We start from the raw sequence: 20414 nt of genomic DNA, 5'->3' as shown, positions 1-20414 counted from the left end.
TATTTAGGGACGCGGACTACAAAGTCCGCGCTACACCCTCTCCTATGACCACTCCTGCCCCACTGCGCTGCCTCTTGGTTGATGACGAGCCACTGGCCCACACGGTGATGCGTGCCTACCTCGACCGGATTCCGGGTCTGGCTACCTGGGCCGGCAGCTGCTACGGGGCCGTGGAGGCGCTCACGTTTCTGCGCGCTACGCCCGTCGATGTGCTGTTTCTGGACGTGGACATGCCCGTGCTTACTGGCCTGGAGTTGCTGCGGGCGCTGCCCCAGCCGCCGGCCGTGGTGCTGTGCACGGCCCACGCCGCCCACGCCCTCGATGCCTTCGACCTCGGCGTGGTCGACTACTTACTGAAACCCATTCGCTTCGAGCGGTTCATCAAAACCATCAATCGCCTGCAGGCCCTGGCCGAGCCGGCCGTTGCGCTTCCGCAGTCGCCCGCACCTGAGCCGGCTGCCGCAGTGCCCGCTTCCGATTCCATCTTTCTGAAAACCGATGCCGGCACCGAGCGGGTGCGCTTTGCCGAGCTGCTGTTTGTGGAGGGCTACGGCAATTTCGTGAAGTGCCATCTGGCTTCGGGCCGCGTGCTGCTCACGGCCGAAACCATGAAGCAGATGGAAAGCCAGCTGCCGGCCGGTCAGTTCGTCCGTATCCACAAAAGCTATTTGGTGAACCTGGCCAGCGTGGAGCGCCTGAGCGGCAACGTGCTGCTGGTGGGCGCGCGCGAGTTGCCCGTAGGCAGCACCTACCGGCAGGAGGTGCTGCGGCATTTGCGGTGAGCGGTAGACCTGGGCTATTGCGCGCCGGTATTTTCCAGCATTTTTATGGCGGCTTCCTCAGCGGCCGTGGCGGCTACTACGTTGCCCTCGCGCCAGTAGGGCCGGGTATAGTGCGTGCCCCGTTTGAATAAGGGGCCGCTGTGCTGCTCAGCTTTGGCGAATGGGGCGGGGCTGGCCCCCAGGGCGCGCACCAGCATCTCGCTCGTGAATTCGTATTTGAAAGCAGGACTACTGCCCTGGAAGGCATCCAGGCTGAGCTGGAGGCGCACAAAGCCGGGATAGAGCAAGCCGCCCTGCTCCCGGAACTCGACGCGCTGGCGGGCGTTGGTGCCTTTTACTTTCACCACCAGCAGGTTGATTCCCCGCAGGTACTGTTGTAGCTCGGTGGGCACTTCGCTTTCAATCAGCCGGATGGTGAGCGTCTGGCGGTCGATGCGCACAGTGCCCTGATGCACGTAGTCGGGGTCGGTTGAAATGGGCGTGCAGCGCACTTCATAATAGGGCGCCTCGGCTACGCCAGCGGGCGTTTCGAGCAGCGTGTAGCGGAAGTATTTGAACCGAGTGCTGTCCAGGTACGGACTGTTTTGGGTTACGTCGTAGCATTCGCCGGTGTAGCCCAATCTTAGCGGACTGGATATGGCTTTTCGGGCATCGTCCTTGCGCATCGGGGCCTCGCCAGCGCGGGATTCGCGCACCCGCACCAATACTTCGGGGCTGCGCGAGCGTTTGGGGTTGCCTTTGATGTAGTAGTCCACCAGTCCATCGGCAAACTTGGCCACCTCGCCGTTGTAGGTTGTGAACTCGCGGTAATACGTTTGCAATTCGACGGGGCTGGCCATGCGGGCCGTGGTTTGGCGCACGGCTCGCTTCAGCAGCGTGGTGGGCGAAAGTGCCGTCACGGTAACTTCCTGCAAAGCATAGGGCTGGGGCTGCAGCTTCAGGAGGAGTGCGGCAGTAGCCCCTTTGGCGGAAATGGTCATCGACGTATAGCCCAGGGCTTGGACGCGGATACTGTCGGTACCAGCGGCCGGCAAGGTCAGCCGAAACACGCCCTCCTGGTTGGTAACGGTGCCGCCCGGTTGCCCGGGCACGGCCAGCGAGGCAAAGGGAACTGCGGCCTGCGTGCGCGCATCGAGCACGCTGCCGGTTACCACGGTTGCAACCTGGGCCTGGCCGACAAATGCCAGCAGCAGGGCTGGCGTAGCCAATAAAAGGGACGAAAAGCGCATAAAACAAGCAGGAGCAGAAACGAACGGGCAAGGTAACCCATTGCTGTCTGCTCCTGATGCGAAAGGGACGAGTACCGTTGTCCCGCGGCTTCACATTTTATCCGCCCGGCGGCACCGCCGGGCCCCTACTGCCCGCCCTGCTTGCCGCCGCCGCCTTTCACGTCGTCGTTCGAGATGGATTTGCGCTGCTTGGTTTGCTGGGCTTGCCCAAAACGGTAGCTGAGTGCGAAGCGGAACGAGCGTTGGTAGGCGTAGTTCAGGTTGGTTTCGGCGAAGGCGGGCGTGTCGGTGGTGTTGCGGTAGAGCCAGTAGTTGTTGAAGGGCGCAGCGAAGTTCAGCACCGCATCGGCCTTGCCTTTGAGGAAGGTTTTCTTGGCCCCCAGCTGGTAGTAGAGGTTGGCCGAGCCGCGGCCCTGCAAATCGGGCGAGGGCAGCGAGCCGAACATAAAGCCCTGCAAAGTGAAGTCCTTGGGCAATTTGTAGGAGGTGTTAAAGTTCATGCTCGCCGTGAAGCCGCGCCGCTCGATGCCCAGCGCCGGGCTGCGCCGCACGATGTACTGAATATCGGGCCCGCCACTGATGTCCCAGCCCTTGGCCGGCTTGGCCGAGCCGTAGAAATTGAGCTGGTAATAGGCATTGGCCGCCACGTTCTGGTAAGTCTGCCGCGTGATGCCGTTCGCATCCGGCCCCAGCCGAATGGCTTCGATGGCGTTGCCCGTGCGGCGCATCGAGGCCGCGATGTTCAGCGAGCCGGCCTTGCCGTTGGTGTTGAAGCTCAGCTCGTACGAGTCGGTCAGTTCGGGGTCGAGGTCGGGGTTGCCGTACACGAGGTTCTTCGGGTCGGAGCGGTCCACGAAGGGGTTCAGGTAGTCGATATAAGGTCGCGTGATGCGGCGCGAATAGGCCGCGCGCACGCTGTTGTTGTCGCTGAAAGCATACTGCGCATTGCCGTTGGGCAGCAGCGTGAGGTAGCTGCGCGGCGCAAGCTCGGAGCCCGTGGTGCGGAAGCTAGCCGACAGGGCGGTGCGCTCGAGACGGCCGCCGAGGCTCACGGTCAGCTGCTTGCTGAGCTTGTTGGTGTAGGTGGCGTAGCCGGCCTGCACGTCCTGGTTGTAGCTGAAATCGGTGGCGCGGCCGGCCAGCGGCCGGAAGCCCGTGCGCTGCCCGCGAATCAGGCTGTCGCCCTCCACGCTGGCCACCGAGCCGGTGCGCCGCCAGATGCTTTTCAGGCCGGTTTCCAGCGTCTGTTTGTCGCCGAAAGGCTGCACCAAATCGGTCTGGAAGGTCACTTCCGAGCCGGGCGTGCGGCCGCGGCTGTGCTCGCGGTAGTTGGCCTGGCTGGTTTCGAGGTTGGTGTAGGAGCCCTGGTACTGGTCGAAGTCGTAGCCGAACGTGCCGCCGTTGGTGGCGTACTGGCCCAGCACGCTCCATTCCTTGCGCGGCAGGGCGTAGGTTTTGGTGTAGGTGCCGGTCAATTCGCCGTTCATGCCGCTGAAAATGCTGTTGGTGGCGCGGGTGAACAGCGCATTGGTCTGCGGCTGCAGCGGCGCCACGTACTCGTTCAGCATGTTGTTATAGTTGTGGCCGGCGTAGTGGTTCACCGAGGCGGCCAGCGACAGGCTCTGCTTGTCGCTCAGGTCGTAGTCGAAGCCCACGGCGCCGTTCAGCCACCGGCCGCCGTAGTTGCCGGTGCCGCGCTGGCTTAGTAGCGAGCCATCGAGCTTGCCCACGCGGGTCAGCTCCGATTGATTGGGGCCGTACCAGCCGCCCGTACTGGCCGACGAGGTAAAGCCGAGCTTCTTGGTTTTGAAGTTCAGCGAGCCGTTCACGCCCGAATTGCGGCTGCCCAGCGTGGTGCCCACGCGGCCGTTCAAGCCTTGTTCCACCCCTTTTTTCAGCACGATGTTGATGATGCCGGCGGTGCCTTCGCCGTCGTATTTGGCCGGCGGCGTGGTGATGATTTCGACCGACTTAATCTGCTCGGCCGGAATGGCTTTCAGGGCTTCGGCCAGGTTGCTGGCCAGCGTGGGCGAAGGCTTGTTGTTCACCAATACCTTGAAGTTGCCCGAGCCGCGCATTTTCACGTTGCCGTCGCCGTCTACGGCCAGCAGCGGAGCCTTGCGCAGCACGTCGGCCGCGGTGCCGCCGGCGTTGGTCACGTCCTGGTCGGCGTTGTACACCATGCGGTCGGGGCGGACTTCGACCACCGGCTTCGTGCCAATTACCACGGCTTCGGCCAGTGCCGTGCCCGCCACCGGCAGCTGGAATGCGGGTATGGCTGTGGTACCGGCAGTCACGGTCACGGCGCGGGTCTGGGTGTCGTAGCCCACGTAGCTCACCCGCAGCCGGAACGCGCCGGGCTTGAGCTTGGTGAACGAGAACTTGCCTGCGTCGTCGGCAGCTACCCCCGTAATGGGCGAGTCGCCGCTGGCGGGCAGCAGCACCACCGTGGCGTAGGGCACGGGCTCGCGCTTCAGCGAGTCGAGCACGGTGCCGGTGAGCGAGCCGGTGGCGGCCGGCGCAACAGTAGCGGCGGCCGGCGTTTGGGCGGCGGCGGGGCGGGCCAGCAGCAGCAGGGCAGCAGCCAGCAATGCGCCCAGCGGGCGGAGAGTAGCAGATTTCATCAGCAGAAAAAAGGAAGGTGGAGCCGGGTAACAGATGGAAGGCCGGGTGTGCCGGTTGCCTGCGACGGCCGGAATAAATACCAGTTGCGCTCCGGTTATCATCGCCGGGGGGCAAACGTTACACGAACCCTCGTTTTTTTTCTGAGCTGACAGCAGCGTTTCCATGGCCGGGTTGGGATGGGGGTGAAAGACTGCGTCAAAGGTCCTCCCCTGCCCCACGGCCGGCGCTCCAAACCATTATCTGGCCCGTCCCAACTTATGCTTTGGGACGCATCACTTCGCTGGGGGCCTGGCCCAGCAGCTTCTTGAACACGCGGTTAAACGTTGATTTTGAATTGAATCCACTCTCCAGCGCCACGCCCACCAGCGAGTAGTGCGCGAAGCGGCCATCGGCCAGCTTGCGGCGCGCTTCCTGCACCCGGTAGGTGTTCACGAAGTCGTTGAAGTTCTGCCCGCAGCCTGCGTTGATGACTTTGGACAGCAGCGCCGGGTGGGTGCGCAGGCGGTGCGCCAGCTCGGTGAGCGTCAGCTCGGGTTCCAGCCAGGGCTGCTCGTCGGCCATCAGGCGCAGCAGTTTCTCGCGCCATGGATGCAGCTCCGGGGCTAGCTCGGCTGCAGTTGGCGGCGACGCAACGGGTGGCTCAGGTGATGCTTCTGCCGCTACGGCAACTCCAGCGGCAGAAGCTTCGCTGGCAACGGCGGTTTCGGGCACGGCCGCAACGAGTGGAACAGTTTCCGCCGCCGCAACTGCGCCGGGCGCAGCTGCCGGAGTTGGTGTAGTTGCTGCGCTGGCCGCGGCCGTCGCGCCGGCCGTTTCATCAGCCGTTCTATCGCTGCTCCCGAAGCGCAGCGAGCTGGTAGCAGCAGCGTAGTTGGCCTGAATTCCTACCACAATCAGCCCGTAAATCAGCACGCCGCGCAGGGCGAAGAAGTACCACGCCGCGTCGTAGCTGAAATCATACACCTGATTGAGCGCGGTGAACATTAGGCTGAGCACCAGCACCAACGCCTGCAACGCCAGCAGCTGCCGCAGCCCGGCAAAGCGCAACCGCTCGGGGTCGGAGAAGTTGTCGTTCAGGTAGCGGGCGTAGCGGCGGTAGTCGGCCACCAGGCGCAGGCCGTAGCCCAGCAGCAGCGCCGAGCCGAGCAGGGCAGCGGGCAAGGCCGTTTCGTCAAAGGCGGTGGCCCCGGCCCCTTTGGTAGCGAAGAAATCGGGCAGCGGCCGCCCTAGAATTCTCCGATACCATACTAAGTCGTACAGCGCCACGGCCCCGAACGCGCCCCATTCGAGCAGGCCCGGCAGCAGGTGCTTCAGGGCGGGCCGCCAGCGAAAATCCTGGTTGGTGAGGCTGCGGAAGTACAGGTAGTACGCGCCGCCCAGCACCATATTGGCCCGCCAGGGCACGTAGAACATGACGGTGGAATGGCCGTCGTGGCTGTCGAACCAGCCGGCGTAGCCCAGCATCCATTGGCTCACGCTGAGGGTGGGCACCAGAATAAGCAGCGCCAGCAGGGCATCGGCGGGGCTGCTGCGCCGCCAGGCCCGGGCCAGCAGCCACAGCGTAGCCACGGCCCCCGGCACAACGAAGGGCAACAGCAACGAGCTACGCGGGCCAAAAGCAAACAACATGGCGACGAAAATACGGGCCGATACCGCGCGGGACGGCGCAGGCGCCTGGCCGGGCTCCGGATAATCCGGACTCTGGTTCCAATTGTTCGGCGCGCGGCCATTTTATCGGGCCATTGCGCCGCTGTATATTCGGCTGTTCCAATTGCCTTTCCGCTTCTATCATGCAGCATTTGCACCGCACGCCGCTCGACCAGCTTTTCGTTATCGACATCGAAACCGTGCCCTGCGTGGACTGCCACGACAGCCTCGACGACATGCTGCGCCAGCTCTGGGAGCACAAGAGCGAGAGCCTGCGCCGCCAGCAAGGCTACACCGGCCGCCCCCAGGCCGCCGAGCCATTCCCCGAGCACCTGAGCGCCGCCAGCCTGTTCGAGCAGGCCGGCGTGTATGCCGAGTTTGGCAAGGTGGTGTGCGTATCGGTGGGCTACTTTGTGTTCGACAAGGCCGAGGAAATCGTGCGGTTCCGGGTGAAAAGCTTTGCCGACCACGACGAGCGGCAGCTGCTGCGCGACTTTGCCGGGCTGCTGGCCAACAAGCCCAAATTCCTGCTCTGCGCGCACAATGGCAAGGAATTCGACTTTCCCTACCTGGGCCGCCGCCTGCTCATCAACGGCCTGCCGCTGCCCCCGCAGCTCGACCTGGCCGGCAAAAAGCCCTGGGAAGTGCCGCACCACGACACCATGGAGCTGTGGAAGTTCGGCGACCGCAAGTCCTACACTTCCCTCAACCTGCTGGCCGCCCTGTTCGGCATCCCTACGCCGAAAGACGACATTACCGGCGCCGACGTGGCCCGGGTGTACTGGGAAGACAACGACCTGGCCCGCATTGCGCACTACTGCCAGAAGGACATCATCACCACGGCCCGCATCCTGCAGAAGTTTCGGAGCGAAGAGCCGGTGCGTGATGAGCACATCGTGTACGCCGACGCAACCCCGGCCCCCATGCGACGGGTCATCTGAGGAGCAACCGCTTTTCACCTTCCTCATTTTCCTATTTCGCATGTTCCTTTCCGTGCCCCTACGCCGCCTCACAGCGGGGCTGGCCGCCGCCGTCGCGCTGCCCTCCTGCCAGCAGACCTGCCCGCTCAACATGAGCCCACCGCCTGCCTTCATGCTGGCTTTCAGCACTGATACGACCGAAACCAGCGGCCTTGGGTTTCGTCGGGCCGAACTGCTGTCGGCCTACCTCGTTCGCTACGCCGCCGCCGATTTTCAGCAGCCGCTCGATACGCTGCGCCAGCCTTCGGCCTCCACGCCGCTGAACAACCCGAAGCCCGTTCTGGCTATCTACTATTCGGCCGGGCACCCGCCGCAATTTGCTGTGCCCGACTACAGCACTCAATCCAGTGGCCCGGGCTACCGCCTGGTAGTGCCGGCGGCCAACCGCACCTTCGACATCAGCAACATCGTGTTGCAGCAGGCGCCCGGCGAAAACCGCTGCGACGGCTACCGCATCACCCGCCGCGAAGCCACCGTGAACGGCCAGCTCCGCGATGGCCTGAACACGCCGCCGCTGCTCACCAAATAGTCTCTTTCGTGCGGCTGGAGGGCGCCCGCGTCGCGCCGGGCATGCTTAGCTTTGAGCCGGTTGGAATGCCTTTGGGTATTGCAGCCGGCTTTTTTTGCTTTTCCTGACTACTGATGCGTCTTCCCGTTTTTCTGACCGCGCTGGCTGCGGCCGCCACTTTCGCTGCTCCTACCCACGCCCAAACGGCTTCGACCGCCGCCGGCAACGCCTTCGTGCGCGACAGCCTCGCCAGCTACGTGCAACGGGGCCTGCGCCTTTGGAATATTCCCGGCCTGGCCGTGACGGTGGTGAAGGACGGGCAGGTGGTGGTGTCGCAGGGCTTTGGCGTGAAGGCCGTGGGCAAGCCCGAGCCGGTAGATGGCAACACGCTGTTCCTCATTGCTTCTAATTCCAAACTCTTCACCGGCACGGCCATTTCACAGCTGGTGGAGGAGAAAAAGCTGAAGCTCGACGACCCGGTGCGCAAGTATTTGCCCGATTTCCGGCTCTACGACTCCGTGAGTACGCGGCTGGTTACCGTGCGCGACGTGCTGGGGCACCGCATGGGCACCAAAACCTTCCAGGGCGATTTCACCTTCTGGGATTCCAACCTGAGCCGGGCCGAAATCCTGCAAAAAGTGCGCTACCTGAAGCCCACGGGCCTGTTTCGGCAGCAATACGGCTACAGCAACTACGGTTTCCTGGCAGCCGGCGAAATCATTCCGGTGGCCACCGGCGGCACCACCTGGCAGGATTTTGTGCAGCAGCGCCTGCTCACGCCGCTGGGCATGACGAACACCTACCCCAGCACGGCCGGGGCCAGCCAGCGGGCCAACATCGCGCTGCCTTATACCACGGCATTTGGCCCGCTCGCGCGGGTGCCGTTTGATGAGGTCGACAACTTCGGGCCGGCGGCCAGCCTGGTTTCCAACGTGAACGACCTGGGCCACTGGCTGCGCTTCCAGCTCGACAGCGGCAAGTACAACGGGCAGCGCATTATGCCCTGGGCCACGCTGCGCCGCACCCGTGAGGGCAACACGCTGATGAGCGCGGGCAAGTCGCCCATCTACCCCAGCCACTTCCGCACCTACGGCCTGGGCGTGTCCTCGGCCGACTACAACGCCCGCCAGATTTTCTGGCACACGGGCGGGGCCAACGGCTTCGTCACCAATGTGTGCTTCGTGCCCGAAGAAAACCTGGGCCTGGCCGTGCTCACCAACCAAGACAATCAGAGTTTTTTTGAGGCCCTGCGCTACCAGCTGCTCGATGCCTACCTCGGGGTACCCTACATCGACCGCAGCCGCCAGCTCTACAACTTCGCCAAAAACGGCAACGCCGAAACTGCTAAAAATGTGGCCGAACTGGCCGCCCGCGTAGCCAAGAAGAACAAGCCCGCCCGCAGCCTTAAGGACTATGCCGGTACCTACCAGCACCCCGTCTACGGCACCATCACCGTGGAGCCCAAAGGCAGGCAATTGCTCGTGCGCTTTTCGCACCACCCCACCCTCACCACCACGCTGGATTATATGGACGGCGACACCTTCCGCAGTACCTTTTCCAACGCGGCGTACGGCATTTTCGCGGCTCCTTTCACGGTAGAGAACGGGCAGGTGAAAACCCTGGAAATCCGGGTGAATGATGGGCTGGAGCAGGACCCGTATGTATTCAGCAAGCAGTAGAGTGTTACCATATGACCCGGGCAAGAAACATCCCTAACAAATACGGTAATTACCCTTGTCCGTGCTGTGAATATTACACCATGTCGGAGGGATTCAGCAACACCTATGAAATATGTTCCGTGTGCTTCTGGGAGGATGATGGCATTCAAGCTAATAACCCCGATTACGAGGGTGGAGCAAATGGTCCCAGCTTACAACAGGCACGCTTGACTTACAATGAAATGGGGGCGATGGAAAAAGGATTTATCAAACATGTTCGCCCGCCATTGCCAGAGGAGTTACCGGATTAACAAATGCCATAAAAAAAGGCCACCACAATAATAGGGTGGCCTTTTCTATGCATGATGATGCCTTAATTGTTCAGCGTCGCCAGGTCAATCACGAAGCGGTACTTCACGTCGCCTTTCAGCATGCGCTCGTACGACTCGTTAATGTCCTTGATATCAATCAACTCGATGTCGGACATGATGTTGTGCTCGGCGCAGAAGTCGAGCATTTCCTGCGTTTCGGCGATGCCGCCGATGAGCGAGCCGGCAATGCGGCGGCGCTTGGCAATGAGGTTGAAGGCGTGCACCTGCGGGGCTTCGGGCGGCACGCCCAGCAGAATCATGGTGCCGTCGCGGCGCAGCAGGTTCAGGTAGGCGGCCAGGTCGAGCGGGGCCGATACCGTGTTGATGATGAAGTCGAAGGTATTGCGCACTGCTTTCAGCTGCGCTTCGTCTTTGGTTACCACAAACTTGTGGGCGCCCAGCTCCCGGGCATCGGCTTCCTTGTTGGGCGAGGTGCTGAGCACGGTTACTTCGGCACCCATGGCGGCGGCCAGCTTCACGGCCATGTGGCCGAGGCCGCCGAGGCCCATTACGGCTACTTTGTGGCCGGGGCCCACGTTCCACTGCCGCAGGGGCGAGTAGGTGGTGATGCCGGCGCAGAGCAGCGGGGCCACGCGGGCCAAATCCAGCTTCTCCGATACTTTGAGGGTGTACTTCTCATCCACCACAATCTGGCTGGAGTAACCGCCGTAGGTGGGGCGGCCGGTTTCCTTTTCGGTACCGCCGTAGGTGCCCACCATGCCGGTGGTTTCGCAGTACTGCTCCAGGCCGTCGAGGCAGCTGGGGCAGGTGCGGCACGAGTCGACCATGCAGCCCACGCCGGCCAGGTCGCCCACTTTAAAGTTCTTCACGTGGTCGCCCACTTTGGTGATGCGGCCCACAATTTCGTGGCCCGGCACCATCGGAAAAATGCCGGCGCCCCACTCGTCGCGCACTTGGTGCAGGTCGGAATGGCACACGCCGCAAAAGGCAATATCAATCAGCACGTCGTGCGGGCCAACCTCGCGGCGCTCAAAATCAAAGGGAGCAAGCGGGACACTCGGGGCCGGGGCGGCGTAGGCTTTCGTTGGAAGCATTTGGGGAGGGTTGAGTTTTGAATGTTGGGGGTTGAATGAAAAGCCAGAACGTCATGCTGAGCTTGTCGAAGCATCTCTCCCGCAGCAGCAATTCCACAAATCGGGTTGCATTGCGCGGGAGAGATGCTTCGACAAGCTCAGCATGACGTTCTGCTTCTATATGGGTTCCTAACCGGCCGGCGCGGGCAAAGTTTGCGGCAGCGGCTGGCCGGCCAGCTGCGCGGCCACCAGCTCCCGCATCCGGCGCTGCGACTCGCGGGCAAACTTGCGCTGCAAAATCCGCCCAAACAGCTTGAAGCCCAACCAATAAAACGGGTTACGAATCTGGCCGGGCTGCGACACGGCGTGGATGCGAAACTGCACCGCGCCGGTCGTCAGGTTTTTGTGAATGGTAAAGTCAATCTGGCCTTTTTCGAAATGGCCTTCTAGGGTGCGGTAGCCGTAGCCCCACACCCGTTCAGGCCCGTCGGGGGTATCACGGGCGGCCTCATCGGTCACCTCGCTCACGCGCACGCCGAAGTAGAAATTGAAGACTAAAAAATGCGCCCGCAGCACCATGATGCGCTTTTCGAGCGGCACGTTGGGGTCGAAATAGCCGGTGATGAGGTCGGGCGGCGGGAAGGCGTAGCGACGCAGCACATCCTGAGCAGCGGCGAAGGAGCCGGCCGTTTCGGGCGGGCCGGGAGCTTCGGCGGGTAGGTCGGTGGCGTAGTCGTCGATGCGCCAGCCGGTGGCGCTGGTGTACTCGCTCTGGCGCGCGAAGTCATAATTGACCTCGGCGTGAGCATAAGCATCGATTTGGGCGCGGTACCGCTCCCAGGCGGGCGGTTGGGTTGAGGCCGGTACGGCGGCAACTTGGTTACTCATGGCGGGTGTGCTGCACGTGGCCGGCCTCGTCGTGCCGGAAAGTTTCGACGGTTACATCGCCCAACGCCTGGCCGCCGCTGGCTGCTGCCACGCGCCGGCAGAACTCGACCCAGGTGGCTTCCTGCATCAGCTTACCGCCGCCGAGGGTATCGTAGGCAAAGGCCACCAGCCCGTCGCGCGAGCGAGCCGACGAGCGGATTTCAAACCGCAGCACATCGGGTCGGTCGTTCAAATAGTGCGTTTCGAAGCGGATGCGGCCAGCCTCGGGGTGGCCTTCGAGGGTGATGAACTCGAAGGAAGTAATGCCTACGTCGGTGACGCGCACGCTGCCATTCCAGGGGCCGAGGATGGTGATATGGAATTCGTCGCCCACTTTAACGGGGCCGTCGTTGCCATCTTTCTTTTTGAAATCGGCCAGCGCATCGGGCGAGAAAGCGGGCACGTCGGCCTGCACCGCAGCCATGAGCTGGGCCGGCGACAGGCGGGGGCGCGCCACGTCGATGAAGTAGCGGCGCTCCAGCAAGGGGCCGGAGCCGCTGGAAGCAGGTTGTTCGGGGTGCGCGGAGGCAGAATCAGACATGGCCGACGAAGAAACGTATGGCCCTCATACGCCCCCCGTGGGCGTTAGATGCTACGGTCGAGCTTTTCTGTCCACTTGCTGCCAGCTCACAACTCATAACTTTTAACTCATAACTCAACTAAATGGCCTACTACCGCCCGCCCGGCCCGCCGCCTGACCCCGCCCTCGTACGCAGCCTCACCCAGCAGCAACACGACATGCGCCAGCGCGTGCGCCACGAGCCGCTGCCCCACGAGCCGCGCCTGATTGCGGGCTGCGATTCGTCGTTTCCCACCCCCGACACGATTCTGTCGGTGTTTGTGGTGCTGAAATTTCCGTCGCTGGAGCTGGTGGAAAAAGTGTACAACTATGGCCCCGTCGACATGCCCTACGTGCCCGGCTTCCTCTCCTTCCGCGAAGCCCCGAACGTGATTCACGCCTTCGCCAAGCTCGAGCACAAGCCCGATGTCATCATGGTCGACGGCCACGGCATTGCGCACCCGCGCCGCATGGGCATTGCCGCGCACCTGGGTGTGCTGCTCGACATGCCCACCTTCGGTGTAGCCAAGCAGAAGCTAACGGGCATTTTTCAGGAGCCCGGAATTGAACGCGGCAATATTTCGGAACTGCTCGACGCCAAAACCGGCGAGTTGATTGGCGAAGTCATTCGCAGCAAGGACAAGGTGCTGCCGCTGTTCGTGAGCCCCGGCCACCGCTGCGACCAGGCCACCGCCACGCGCCTCACCCTGGCTTGCCTGCGCGGCTACAAGCTACCAGAACCCACCCGGCTGGCCGACCATTGGGCCGAACAATTCAAAAAAATATTGCCTTAATTAATAATTCTCATCGCGGGGCGCTACATTTGAAATAGCGGTTCATTGTACCCTCATTTTCCACAATCCTCATTTTTTCGTCAAATTCCATGAAACAACTCTTACTCTCTCTCGGCGTTGTGTTGCTCAGCCTGCCAGGCCATGCTCAGTTTACCCGCACCTATAACGGTGCCCTCACCCTCACCAACCCCACAATTCCGGGCGACCGCCTGTTCCGAGATGGGACGACCGTCGTTTGTGGCGCAGCTAAAGCGTATCCGGGCACTTCGGCTGCTGCGGGCGTGCACTACAACACCTACACGGTTGCTAATACCAGTGCCACGGCCACGAACTGCGTGACGATTACGCTGGCCCCGAACTGCACCGACGCCTCTGGATCCCCCCTGTTCGTGTCGGTTTACACCAACGCGTTCAACCCGGCCAACCTGACCACGAATTACAAATCGGATATGGGCTCCAGCACCGCAATTGGCACGCCGCTAGCCATGGGCGTAACCCTGGCGGCCAACGAGCGGGTTGTCATTGTGGTGAGCGGCGTAACGGCGACGAGCATTTGCAACGCCTACTCCCTGACGGTTGCCGCCCCGATTGCGCTGCCCGTTACCGCAGGCCGCGACCTCACTGCCAAGCTCAGCATCTACCCCAACCCGGTGGCCGACCTGCTGCACATCACCGCGTCGAAAGCCGGCAGTTATACGCTATACAATGCTTTGGGGGCCGTTGTGCGGCGAATCAACAGTCCTGAAGTATCGCTGGCCGACTTGCCGACCGGCATTTATCAGCTCCAGCACAACGATACCAAGGAAACGGTTCGGGTAGTAAAGGATTAAGCTTGAATACCAGGCTGACACCCAGCCCACGAACCTGACGCGGGGGAGTCGCTGCTAGCCTGTTGCAGGGCCGTCAGCGACTCCCCCGCTTCGGTTGGCAGCACTAGCAGCCGGGCCACTGCGGCAAATACCGTCCTGCGGCCGGCCGCTGCTGCCAACACGCCCGCATCGGCCGGTAGCTGCTGCGACTTGGAGAGTTTCTGGCCGGCCTCGTTGGTAAGCAGCGGATGGTGATGGAACTGAATGCGCGCCGCATTGAACGCGGCCGTTTCCGATTGCTGCCCGGCCAGCCAGAGCTGCGCCGCGGTGCTGGGCAGCAGGTCCAGCCCGCGCACAACCAGATTGGTCCCGAGCCGCAAATCATCCACTATCGAAGCTGCCTGATACGCCGCTACGCCGTCCTTTTTGCGAATCACGAAGTCCGGCATCAGTGCGCCAAGCGGCACATCGACGTTGCCCTGCCACCCATCGGCAAAACCGATTTCGGTGCCCGCTGGCACTTGCGCCCGCCACGCCGCGCCCGGCATTTCGAGCGGCACCGGCGCATCCTGGCTGCTGGTGCGGGTGCGCTGGCTGGCCTGCACCAGGCCCGGCACCAGCGCCAGACGGCGCAGCGCGCGGTTGTAGGCGGGCAGGTGCAGCAGCTGTGAGTAGTGCCGCAGGAAGTCGTCGGGGCCGCTGGGGCCGTGGTCGTAGTCAATCCCCAGCCAGTCGATGACGCGAAAGATGTTATCCAGATAGGCCGGGCGCAGGCGGGCGCGGTCCAGGTCGTCGATGCGCAGGTGCAGGGTGCCGCCGGCCTGCCGCGTGAGCAGCCAGGTGAGCACAAAATTCACGGCATTGCCGATATGCAGAAAACCGCTGGGCGTGGGTGCCAGGCGCGAAACGACGGGTGATTGAACGAGCATTTAGTTCAGCTTCAGCTCCATTTGCACATCGGCCCGGGCGTAGGGCGACGGGTTGGGCGCGGCCAAATCCTGAAAGCCCAGCTTGCGGTACAGCGCCAGCGCCGGGGCCAGCTTCGAGTTGCTTTCCAGATACACGCGGTTGCCGCCCAGCTCACGTACGCGCTGCACCGCCGCCTGGCCCAGCAGGTAGCCAATCTGCCGGCCCTGCGCGGCTGGAGACACGGCCATTTTAGCCAGTTCGTAGCTGTGGCCGTCGGCCATGTTGATAAGCGCGCAGGTGCCGACTATTACCCCGTCTAATTCGGCGAATAAAATGCAGCCACCCGGTTCAAGAATGTATTCTTCGGGATGGTCGAGCGCCTTCAAATCGGTGGGTTCCAGCGTGAAGTAGTGCGAAATCCACTCCTCATTCAACTGCCGGAAAACAGGCTGGTCGCCGGGCCGGAAGTCCCGCAATGCCACCGGCGATACTTCGTTTGGCTTCCACGCCGCTCGCTGCAACACCACGCGGTAGCCGTCGGGGTCTTCAAACGTGCGGCCGTGCGCGTCCCAATACGGGTTGTAGGAAGGCACCGGTGCAAAACCAGCCGCCTCCATGCGCTGCACCGCGGCCTGCCACTCGGCCGCATCGGGGAGGTAGAAGACGAGCAGGTTGTCGGGGGTAGGCGCGCGGCCCACCACGTGGCCGGGCTGGTGCGTGAATTCCAGATGGTACGGCGCGTGCGGATGGCCCAGCATGAGGCCGTCGAAGCCATTGTGGGCCGTGAAAGAGCTGAGTTGCTGCAGGCCCAGGCCGTCGCAGTAGAAACGCCGCAGCGCCGGCAGGTTGTCGGTGGGCCGGGCCACGCGCAGGATGGGAGTCGTCATGGTCGTGCAGTAGCGTGAAGAGTAGCGCGAACTTTGTAGTTCGCGTCCCCGCGCCGGTTAAACGATTGCCGTTCGGGGACGCGAACTACAAAGTTCGCGCTACAATCGCACTGAGGTCTTAAACCCAGACTGCCCCGGCCAGTCAAGCTACATATTCAACTGTTGAAATTCTTTGTGCCGATGAAAAACGCTTTACTCCTGGCGGGCCTGCTGATTCTCTTGCTGCTTCTGCCAGCTAACCCAGCCGCTGCCCAAACATCCAACCTCTACTTCCCGCCCCTCACCGGCAACACCTGGGCCAGCACCACGCCCGCCAGCCTGGGCTGGTGCCAGACGCCGCTCGATTCGCTGCTGGCCTTTGCCGGGCGCAAGGGCAGCAAGTCGCTGCTTATTCTGAAGGATGGGCGCATGGTGGTGGAACAGTACTACGGCACCTACACCGCCGACTCGGCCTGGTACTGGGCCTCGGCCGGCAAGTCGCTCACGGCCACGCTCGTGGGCCTGGCCCGGCAGGATGGCCAGCTGAACCTAACCGACAGCACCTCCCAATACCTCGGCCGCTGGACCAGCGCCCCGCGCCCGCAGCAGCGCCAGATTCAGCTGCTCCACCAGCTCACGATGACGACCGGGCTCGACGATTCGCCGCCCGCCCCCTGCGACAACGAGAGCACTACACCCGCCTGCCTGCTCTACCTCGCCCCGCCCGCCACCCGCTGGGCCTACCACACCGGCGCCTACCGCACCCTGCAAAACGTTCTCACCCAAGCCAGCGGTGTGGCCAACATGACCACCTACACCAGCCAGCGCCTGGGCAACCGCATTGGCATGACGGGCCTGTGGTATAACGACGTGTTTGTGAGCAAAGCCCGCAGCATGGCCCGCTTCGGCCTGTTCATCTTGGCCCGCGGCAACTGGAATGGCACCCAGATTCTGACCGATGCCGCCTATTTCCAGGCCATGACCACGCCCAGCCAGACGCTGAACCGCAGCTACGGCTACCTCTGGTGGCTGAATGGCCAAGCCAGCTACAAGCTGCCCGGCTCCCAAATCACGCTGCCCGGCCCGCTCATCCCCTCCGCCCCCGCCGACCTCATCGCCGCCCTCGGCAAAAACGACCAGAAGATTTACGTCGTGCCCAGCCTGGGCCTCGTGGTGGTGCGGCAAGGCAACTCGGCCGGCGCCAGCCGCCTGGCCGCGTCGTCGTTCGACACCGAACTCTGGACGCGCATCATGGCCGTGTTCTGCCGCCCCACTGCCACGGCCGCCGCGGCCGAAGCCGCCGGTTTCCTCGCTTTTCCTAACCCGGCCAACGAAACCCTCACCCTGCGCCAGCCGGCTCAAACCACCGCCAGCGTGCGCCTGCTCGATGCCCTGGGTCGCGAAGTGCGGCGGCAGTCGTCGGCCGGAATGGAGACTTCTGTTTCGGTGGCCGCGCTAGCCCCTGGGCTCTACACCGCGCAGTGGCTCGATGCCAACGGGCGCGTGCTCATGAGCCGGAAAGTAGCCCGCGAGTAGAAGTTGCGCAAAAACCGTGGTGCCTTCCTAGTCCGTGCGTAAGTTTGCGGTCAATTTGCGCACGGGTTCCCCCGTGCCGCAACGCGCCCAATCCGCCTGCTGATGCTGACTGCTGTACTGCTTTTTCTCCCTCTAGCCGCCGCCCTGCTGCTGCTATTCGTTAAGGGAGCCGCCGCCCGCGCCCTCGCTTTCGGGGCCTCGCTCGTTGAATTCGCCCTCGCGGCCTACGCCGCCTTCGATTTCAAAACCCACGGCTCCGAAGCCTACAACCTCAACTACAGCTGGATTCCGTCGGCCGGCATCAACTTTCACATCGGGCTCGATGGCCTGAGTTTGCTGCTGGTGCTGCTCACCACTTTCCTGGTGCCGCTCATTCTGCTGTCGGCCTTCAAGCGCGACTACGACAGCCCGTCCACGTTCTATGCCCTCGTGCTGTTCATGCAAACGGGCCTGCTTGGCGTGTTCACCTCGCTCGATGCCTTCCTGTTCTACTTCTTCTGGGAAGTGGCCCTGATTCCGATTTACTTCCTGGCCGGCGCCTGGGGCGGCGAGCGTCGCGTGGCCATCACCCTCAAGTTTTTCCTCTACACCGTGGTGGGCTCGCTGCTGATGCTGGCCGGCTTCGTGTACCTCTACCTGCAAACCGGCCCGGCCGCCGGCTCGCTGGCCCAACACTCATCCGAGCTGTCGGCCTTCTACAACCTGCACCTAAGCGCTTCGGAGCAGTCGTGGCTGTTCTGGCTGATTTTCGCGGCCTTCGCCGTGAAGATGCCCATCTTCCCCTTCCATACCTGGCAGCCCGATACATACACCGATGCCCCCGCCCCCGCCACCATGCTGCTCTCGGGCATCATGCTGAAAATGGGCATCTACGGCACCATGCGCTGGCTGCTGCCGGTGGTGCCGCTCGGCGTGAGCCAGTGGCAGAAGCCGGTTATCATCCTCTCCGTCATCGGCATCATCTACGGCGCCATCATCGCCATTCGCCAGCGCGACGTGAAGCGCCTCATCGCCTATTCCTCGCTCTCGCACGTGGGCCTGATGGCCGCCGGCGTATTCTCGCTCACTCAAATCGGCCTGCAAGGCGCGGTGGTCCAGATGCTGGCCCACGGCGTGAACGTGGTCGGCATGTTCCTGGTGGCCGATGCCATCGAGCGCCGCACCGGCACCCGCTTCATCCCCGACCTTGGCGGCCTCACCCGCCGCACGCCGCTGCTGTCGGTCTGCTTCCTGATAATGCTGCTGAGTACAGTAGCGCTACCTCTCACCGGCGGCTTCGTGGGCGAATTCTTGCTGCTCGAAGGCGTGTTCCAGTACAACGCCTGGGTGGGTGCGGTGGCTGGCCTCACCATCATTTTCTCGGCCGTGTACCTGCTGCGCATGTTCCAGCGCGTCATGCTTGGCCCCGACTCTTCGTTTTCCGAAACCATCACCGACCTCACCGGCGGCGAGCTGCTGATTTTCGTGCCGCTCATCGCTCTGGTGTTCTGGATTGGCTTGTTCCCCAACACCTTCCTGCACCTCTCGGAGCCGGCCGTAACGAACATTCTGGCGCTGGTGGGCAGGTAGTTTTTAGCTATTAGCTGATGGCTGTTAGCCGTTAGCTTTCCCAGCGTGTCGCCTTCAGCCGGTGCATCGGTTTTTACAATGTTGTCAGCAAAAGAGCTAATAGCTAACAGCTAGTGGCTAACAGCTAAAAATATGACCTCCATCATTCTCCTCTCCGTCTTTGGCATCCTCAACCTGTTCCTGGGCTTCCTGCGCTCGAACAAGGTGCTGCTGCCCGGCGCCATGCTGCTGCTGCTGGCCGTGTTCGGGGCCAACTACGCCGACTGGAACGTCGTGCACGAGCCCTACTTCAACCACATGCTGGTGGTCGATAATTACACGGTCGCCTTCACCGGCATTGTACTGCTCACCACCATTTTGCTGCTGCCCTTCTCGCGCAGCTACGTAACCTCGGGCGAGCCCAACCTGGCCGAATACTACGCGCTGCTGCTCTTCTCGCTGGTCGGAGCCATCATGATGATTGGCTATGACCACCTGCTAATGCTCTTCGTGGGCATTGAAATCCTGAGCATCAGCATGTACGTGCTGGCCGGCAGCAGCAAGCGCGATTCCCGCTCCAACGAGGCCGCCCTTAAGTACTTCCTGATGGGCGCGTTTGCCACCGGCATTCTGCTTTTCGGCATCGCGCTGCTCTACGGCGCTACCGGCACCTTCGCCCTCTCGCAGCTGGCCACCGCCGTAGCCGCGCCCGCCAACGCTAGCCTGCAACCGATGCTCTACATCGGCATTCTGATGATGATTATCGGCATCGGCTTCAAAGTATCGGCCGCGCCATTCCACTTCTGGACGCCCGACGTGTACGAGGGCACGCCTACGTTCTTCACTGCCTTCATGAGCACGGTGGTGAAAACCGCCGGTTTCGCCGCCTTCCTCAAGCTGCTGGCCGTGGCCCTGCCCGCCGCCCAGGGCTTCTGGATGCCCACCATTCAGGCCATGTGCGCCCTCACGCTGCTACTCGGCAACGTGGGCGCGGCGGCCCAGACCAACACCAAGCGCATGCTGGCCTACTCCAGCGTGAGCCACGCCGGCTACCTGCTCATCGGCCTCGTGGCCAGCAAAGGCGTGTTGCAGGGTGAGGCCGCCAGCGCCATCTTCTTCTACTCGCTGGCCTACTCCATTGCTACCGTAGCCGCCTTCGGCGTGCTGAAACTGGTGACCGACCACCGCAAGGATGACTCCTACGCCGGCCTCAACGGCCTGGGCAAAACCAACCCGCTGCTGGCCTTTGTGATGACGGTGGCCATGCTCTCGCTGGCCGGCATTCCGCTCACGGGAGGCTTCTTCGGCAAGTTTTTCCTGCTGGCCGCGGCCGTCGGCCAGGGCTATATCGGCCTCGTGGTGTTTGCCGTGATTATGAGCATGGTGGGCCTGTACTACTACCTGCGCCCCCTCATCGCCATGTACCTGAAGCCGGCTCCCGAGGGCGCTACGCCCGTACCGGTCGATGGTATCCAAACCGTGACGCTCGTGGTACTGGCGCTGCTCACGATTCTGCTGGGCATTGTGCCGGGCTTTATGAGCGGGATTTTGTAGCAGCAGCTTGCATGATAATTGAAAAGGCGGCCTGTTTGGGTCGCCTTTTTTATTGAGCCAATGCCGCTCAAAACTTCG

The 20414-nt window shown here is 62.7% G+C and carries 18 protein-coding genes and 1 pseudogene; 10 read left to right on the top strand and 9 right to left on the bottom strand.

Features of this window, described 5'->3' with window-relative positions:
- Positions 1 to 44: 44 nt before the first annotated feature.
- On the top strand, positions 45 to 782 hold the full coding sequence (locus MON38_RS18315) for a LytR/AlgR family response regulator transcription factor (protein ID WP_241937611.1): 738 nt from the start codon (positions 45 to 47) through the stop codon (positions 780 to 782).
- A gap of 14 nt (positions 783 to 796) precedes the next feature.
- Here the strand turns inward: MON38_RS18315 and MON38_RS18310 are convergent, their stop codons facing one another.
- The 4 genes and pseudogenes from MON38_RS18310 to MON38_RS18300 form a co-directional block, all read right to left on the bottom strand.
- Complete coding sequence (locus MON38_RS18310) at positions 797 to 2011, bottom strand: carboxypeptidase-like regulatory domain-containing protein (protein WP_241937610.1); 1215 nt, start codon at positions 2009 to 2011, stop codon at positions 797 to 799.
- Between the two features lie 125 nt (positions 2012 to 2136).
- A complete protein-coding gene (locus tag MON38_RS18305; RefSeq protein ID WP_422388755.1) occupies positions 2137 to 3840 on the bottom strand; it encodes an outer membrane beta-barrel family protein in 1704 nt (567 codons plus the stop codon).
- A gap of 96 nt (positions 3841 to 3936) precedes the next feature.
- Positions 3937 to 4635: pseudogene (locus tag MON38_RS23010) on the bottom strand (carboxypeptidase-like regulatory domain-containing protein); the annotation flags it as partial.
- A gap of 256 nt (positions 4636 to 4891) precedes the next feature.
- Positions 4892 to 6265, bottom strand: a complete 1374-nt coding sequence (locus MON38_RS18300) for a helix-turn-helix domain-containing protein (RefSeq protein WP_241937608.1) — start codon at positions 6263 to 6265, stop codon at positions 4892 to 4894.
- Positions 6266 to 6426: 161 nt separating this feature from the next.
- Here MON38_RS18300 and MON38_RS18295 point away from each other — a divergent pair, with 161 nt between their 5' ends.
- From MON38_RS18295 to MON38_RS18280, 4 genes are all read left to right on the top strand, one after another.
- Positions 6427 to 7224 carry a 3'-5' exonuclease gene (locus tag MON38_RS18295; RefSeq protein ID WP_241937607.1) on the top strand — a complete coding sequence of 266 codons (798 nt, stop codon included), beginning with the start codon at positions 6427 to 6429 and terminating at the stop codon, positions 7222 to 7224.
- Positions 7225 to 7264: 40 nt separating this feature from the next.
- A complete protein-coding gene (locus tag MON38_RS18290) occupies positions 7265 to 7792 on the top strand; it encodes a hypothetical protein (RefSeq protein ID WP_241937606.1) in 528 nt (175 codons plus the stop codon).
- A gap of 113 nt (positions 7793 to 7905) precedes the next feature.
- Entirely contained in the window at positions 7906 to 9450 is a 1545-nt protein-coding gene (locus tag MON38_RS18285; RefSeq protein WP_241937605.1) for a serine hydrolase, read from the top strand.
- An 11-nt stretch (positions 9451 to 9461) separates the two neighbouring features.
- Positions 9462 to 9740, top strand: a complete 279-nt coding sequence (locus MON38_RS18280) for a CPCC family cysteine-rich protein (protein ID WP_277881563.1) — start codon at positions 9462 to 9464, stop codon at positions 9738 to 9740.
- A gap of 62 nt (positions 9741 to 9802) precedes the next feature.
- Here the strand turns inward: MON38_RS18280 and MON38_RS18275 are convergent, their stop codons facing one another.
- The 3 genes from MON38_RS18275 to MON38_RS18265 form a co-directional block, all read right to left on the bottom strand.
- Positions 9803 to 10855: an NAD(P)-dependent alcohol dehydrogenase gene (locus MON38_RS18275; RefSeq protein ID WP_241937603.1), complete on the bottom strand. Its 1053-nt coding sequence runs from the start codon at positions 10853 to 10855 to the stop codon at positions 9803 to 9805.
- Positions 10856 to 11023: 168 nt separating this feature from the next.
- Entirely contained in the window at positions 11024 to 11722 is a 699-nt protein-coding gene (locus MON38_RS18270; RefSeq protein ID WP_241937602.1) for a DUF1990 domain-containing protein, read from the bottom strand.
- Positions 11715 to 12302 (bottom strand): DUF1990 family protein, encoded by a 588-nt coding sequence (locus MON38_RS18265; protein WP_241937601.1) that lies wholly within the window; start codon positions 12300 to 12302, stop codon positions 11715 to 11717. The genes MON38_RS18270 and MON38_RS18265 overlap by 8 nt, the downstream gene beginning before the upstream one ends.
- A 122-nt stretch (positions 12303 to 12424) precedes the next feature.
- On the opposite strand from MON38_RS18265, the gene nfi reads away from it, so the two are divergent.
- Together nfi and MON38_RS18255 are read left to right on the top strand one after the other, a co-directional pair.
- Positions 12425 to 13114 (top strand): deoxyribonuclease V, encoded by a 690-nt coding sequence (nfi, locus tag MON38_RS18260; RefSeq protein ID WP_241937600.1) that lies wholly within the window; start codon positions 12425 to 12427, stop codon positions 13112 to 13114.
- Positions 13115 to 13203: 89 nt separating this feature from the next.
- Positions 13204 to 13944, top strand: a complete 741-nt coding sequence (locus MON38_RS18255; protein WP_241937599.1) for a T9SS type A sorting domain-containing protein — start codon at positions 13204 to 13206, stop codon at positions 13942 to 13944.
- On the opposite strand, the gene MON38_RS18250 is transcribed toward MON38_RS18255, so the two are convergent.
- Positions 13941 to 14852, bottom strand: a complete 912-nt coding sequence (locus tag MON38_RS18250) for a glutamate--tRNA ligase family protein (RefSeq protein ID WP_241937598.1) — start codon at positions 14850 to 14852, stop codon at positions 13941 to 13943. The genes MON38_RS18255 and MON38_RS18250 overlap by 4 nt on opposite strands.
- Positions 14853 to 15719: a GNAT family N-acetyltransferase gene (locus tag MON38_RS18245; protein ID WP_241937597.1), complete on the bottom strand. Its 867-nt coding sequence runs from the start codon at positions 15717 to 15719 to the stop codon at positions 14853 to 14855.
- Between the two features lie 180 nt (positions 15720 to 15899).
- On the opposite strand from MON38_RS18245, the gene MON38_RS18240 reads away from it, so the two are divergent.
- The 3 genes from MON38_RS18240 to MON38_RS18230 all read left to right on the top strand — a co-directional run bounded on the left by MON38_RS18240 (position 15900) and on the right by MON38_RS18230 (position 20336).
- Entirely contained in the window at positions 15900 to 17234 is a 1335-nt protein-coding gene (locus MON38_RS18240) for a serine hydrolase (RefSeq protein ID WP_241937596.1), read from the top strand.
- Between the two features lie 102 nt (positions 17235 to 17336).
- Positions 17337 to 18803: a complex I subunit 4 family protein gene (locus tag MON38_RS18235; RefSeq protein ID WP_241937595.1), complete on the top strand. Its 1467-nt coding sequence runs from the start codon at positions 17337 to 17339 to the stop codon at positions 18801 to 18803.
- Positions 18804 to 18935: 132 nt separating this feature from the next.
- On the top strand, positions 18936 to 20336 hold the full coding sequence (locus tag MON38_RS18230) for an NADH-quinone oxidoreductase subunit N (RefSeq protein WP_241937594.1): 1401 nt from the start codon (positions 18936 to 18938) through the stop codon (positions 20334 to 20336).
- Positions 20337 to 20414: the final 78 nt, after the last annotated feature.

Origin of the sequence: Hymenobacter cyanobacteriorum (assembly GCF_022631375.1) — a bacterium.
Lineage (GTDB): Bacteria > Bacteroidota > Bacteroidia > Cytophagales > Hymenobacteraceae > Hymenobacter > Hymenobacter cyanobacteriorum.
Note: the sequence above shows the minus strand (reverse complement) of the source record. Positions and strands in the feature narration are given on the sequence as shown.

What these genes read in the sequence shown, in the direction of transcription:
- MON38_RS18315 (WP_241937611.1), top strand. Translation starts at nt 45, where the DNA reads ATGACCACTCCTGCCCCACTGCGCTGCCTCTTGGTTGATGACGAGCCA.
- MON38_RS18310 (WP_241937610.1), bottom strand. Translation starts at nt 2,011, where the DNA reads ATGCGCTTTTCGTCCCTTTTATTGGCTACGCCAGCCCTGCTGCTGGCA.
- MON38_RS18300 (WP_241937608.1), bottom strand. Translation starts at nt 6,265, where the DNA reads ATGTTGTTTGCTTTTGGCCCGCGTAGCTCGTTGCTGTTGCCCTTCGTT.
- MON38_RS18295 (WP_241937607.1), top strand. Translation starts at nt 6,427, where the DNA reads ATGCAGCATTTGCACCGCACGCCGCTCGACCAGCTTTTCGTTATCGAC.
- MON38_RS18290 (WP_241937606.1), top strand. Translation starts at nt 7,265, where the DNA reads ATGTTCCTTTCCGTGCCCCTACGCCGCCTCACAGCGGGGCTGGCCGCC.
- MON38_RS18285 (WP_241937605.1), top strand. Translation starts at nt 7,906, where the DNA reads ATGCGTCTTCCCGTTTTTCTGACCGCGCTGGCTGCGGCCGCCACTTTC.
- MON38_RS18280 (WP_277881563.1), top strand. Translation starts at nt 9,462, where the DNA reads ATGACCCGGGCAAGAAACATCCCTAACAAATACGGTAATTACCCTTGT.
- MON38_RS18275 (WP_241937603.1), bottom strand. Translation starts at nt 10,855, where the DNA reads ATGCTTCCAACGAAAGCCTACGCCGCCCCGGCCCCGAGTGTCCCGCTT.
- MON38_RS18270 (WP_241937602.1), bottom strand. Translation starts at nt 11,722, where the DNA reads ATGAGTAACCAAGTTGCCGCCGTACCGGCCTCAACCCAACCGCCCGCC.
- MON38_RS18265 (WP_241937601.1), bottom strand. Translation starts at nt 12,302, where the DNA reads ATGTCTGATTCTGCCTCCGCGCACCCCGAACAACCTGCTTCCAGCGGC.
- nfi (WP_241937600.1), top strand. Translation starts at nt 12,425, where the DNA reads ATGGCCTACTACCGCCCGCCCGGCCCGCCGCCTGACCCCGCCCTCGTA.
- MON38_RS18255 (WP_241937599.1), top strand. Translation starts at nt 13,204, where the DNA reads ATGAAACAACTCTTACTCTCTCTCGGCGTTGTGTTGCTCAGCCTGCCA.
- MON38_RS18250 (WP_241937598.1), bottom strand. Translation starts at nt 14,852, where the DNA reads ATGCTCGTTCAATCACCCGTCGTTTCGCGCCTGGCACCCACGCCCAGC.
- MON38_RS18245 (WP_241937597.1), bottom strand. Translation starts at nt 15,719, where the DNA reads ATGACGACTCCCATCCTGCGCGTGGCCCGGCCCACCGACAACCTGCCG.
- MON38_RS18240 (WP_241937596.1), top strand. Translation starts at nt 15,900, where the DNA reads ATGAAAAACGCTTTACTCCTGGCGGGCCTGCTGATTCTCTTGCTGCTT.
- MON38_RS18235 (WP_241937595.1), top strand. Translation starts at nt 17,337, where the DNA reads ATGCTGACTGCTGTACTGCTTTTTCTCCCTCTAGCCGCCGCCCTGCTG.
- MON38_RS18230 (WP_241937594.1), top strand. Translation starts at nt 18,936, where the DNA reads ATGACCTCCATCATTCTCCTCTCCGTCTTTGGCATCCTCAACCTGTTC.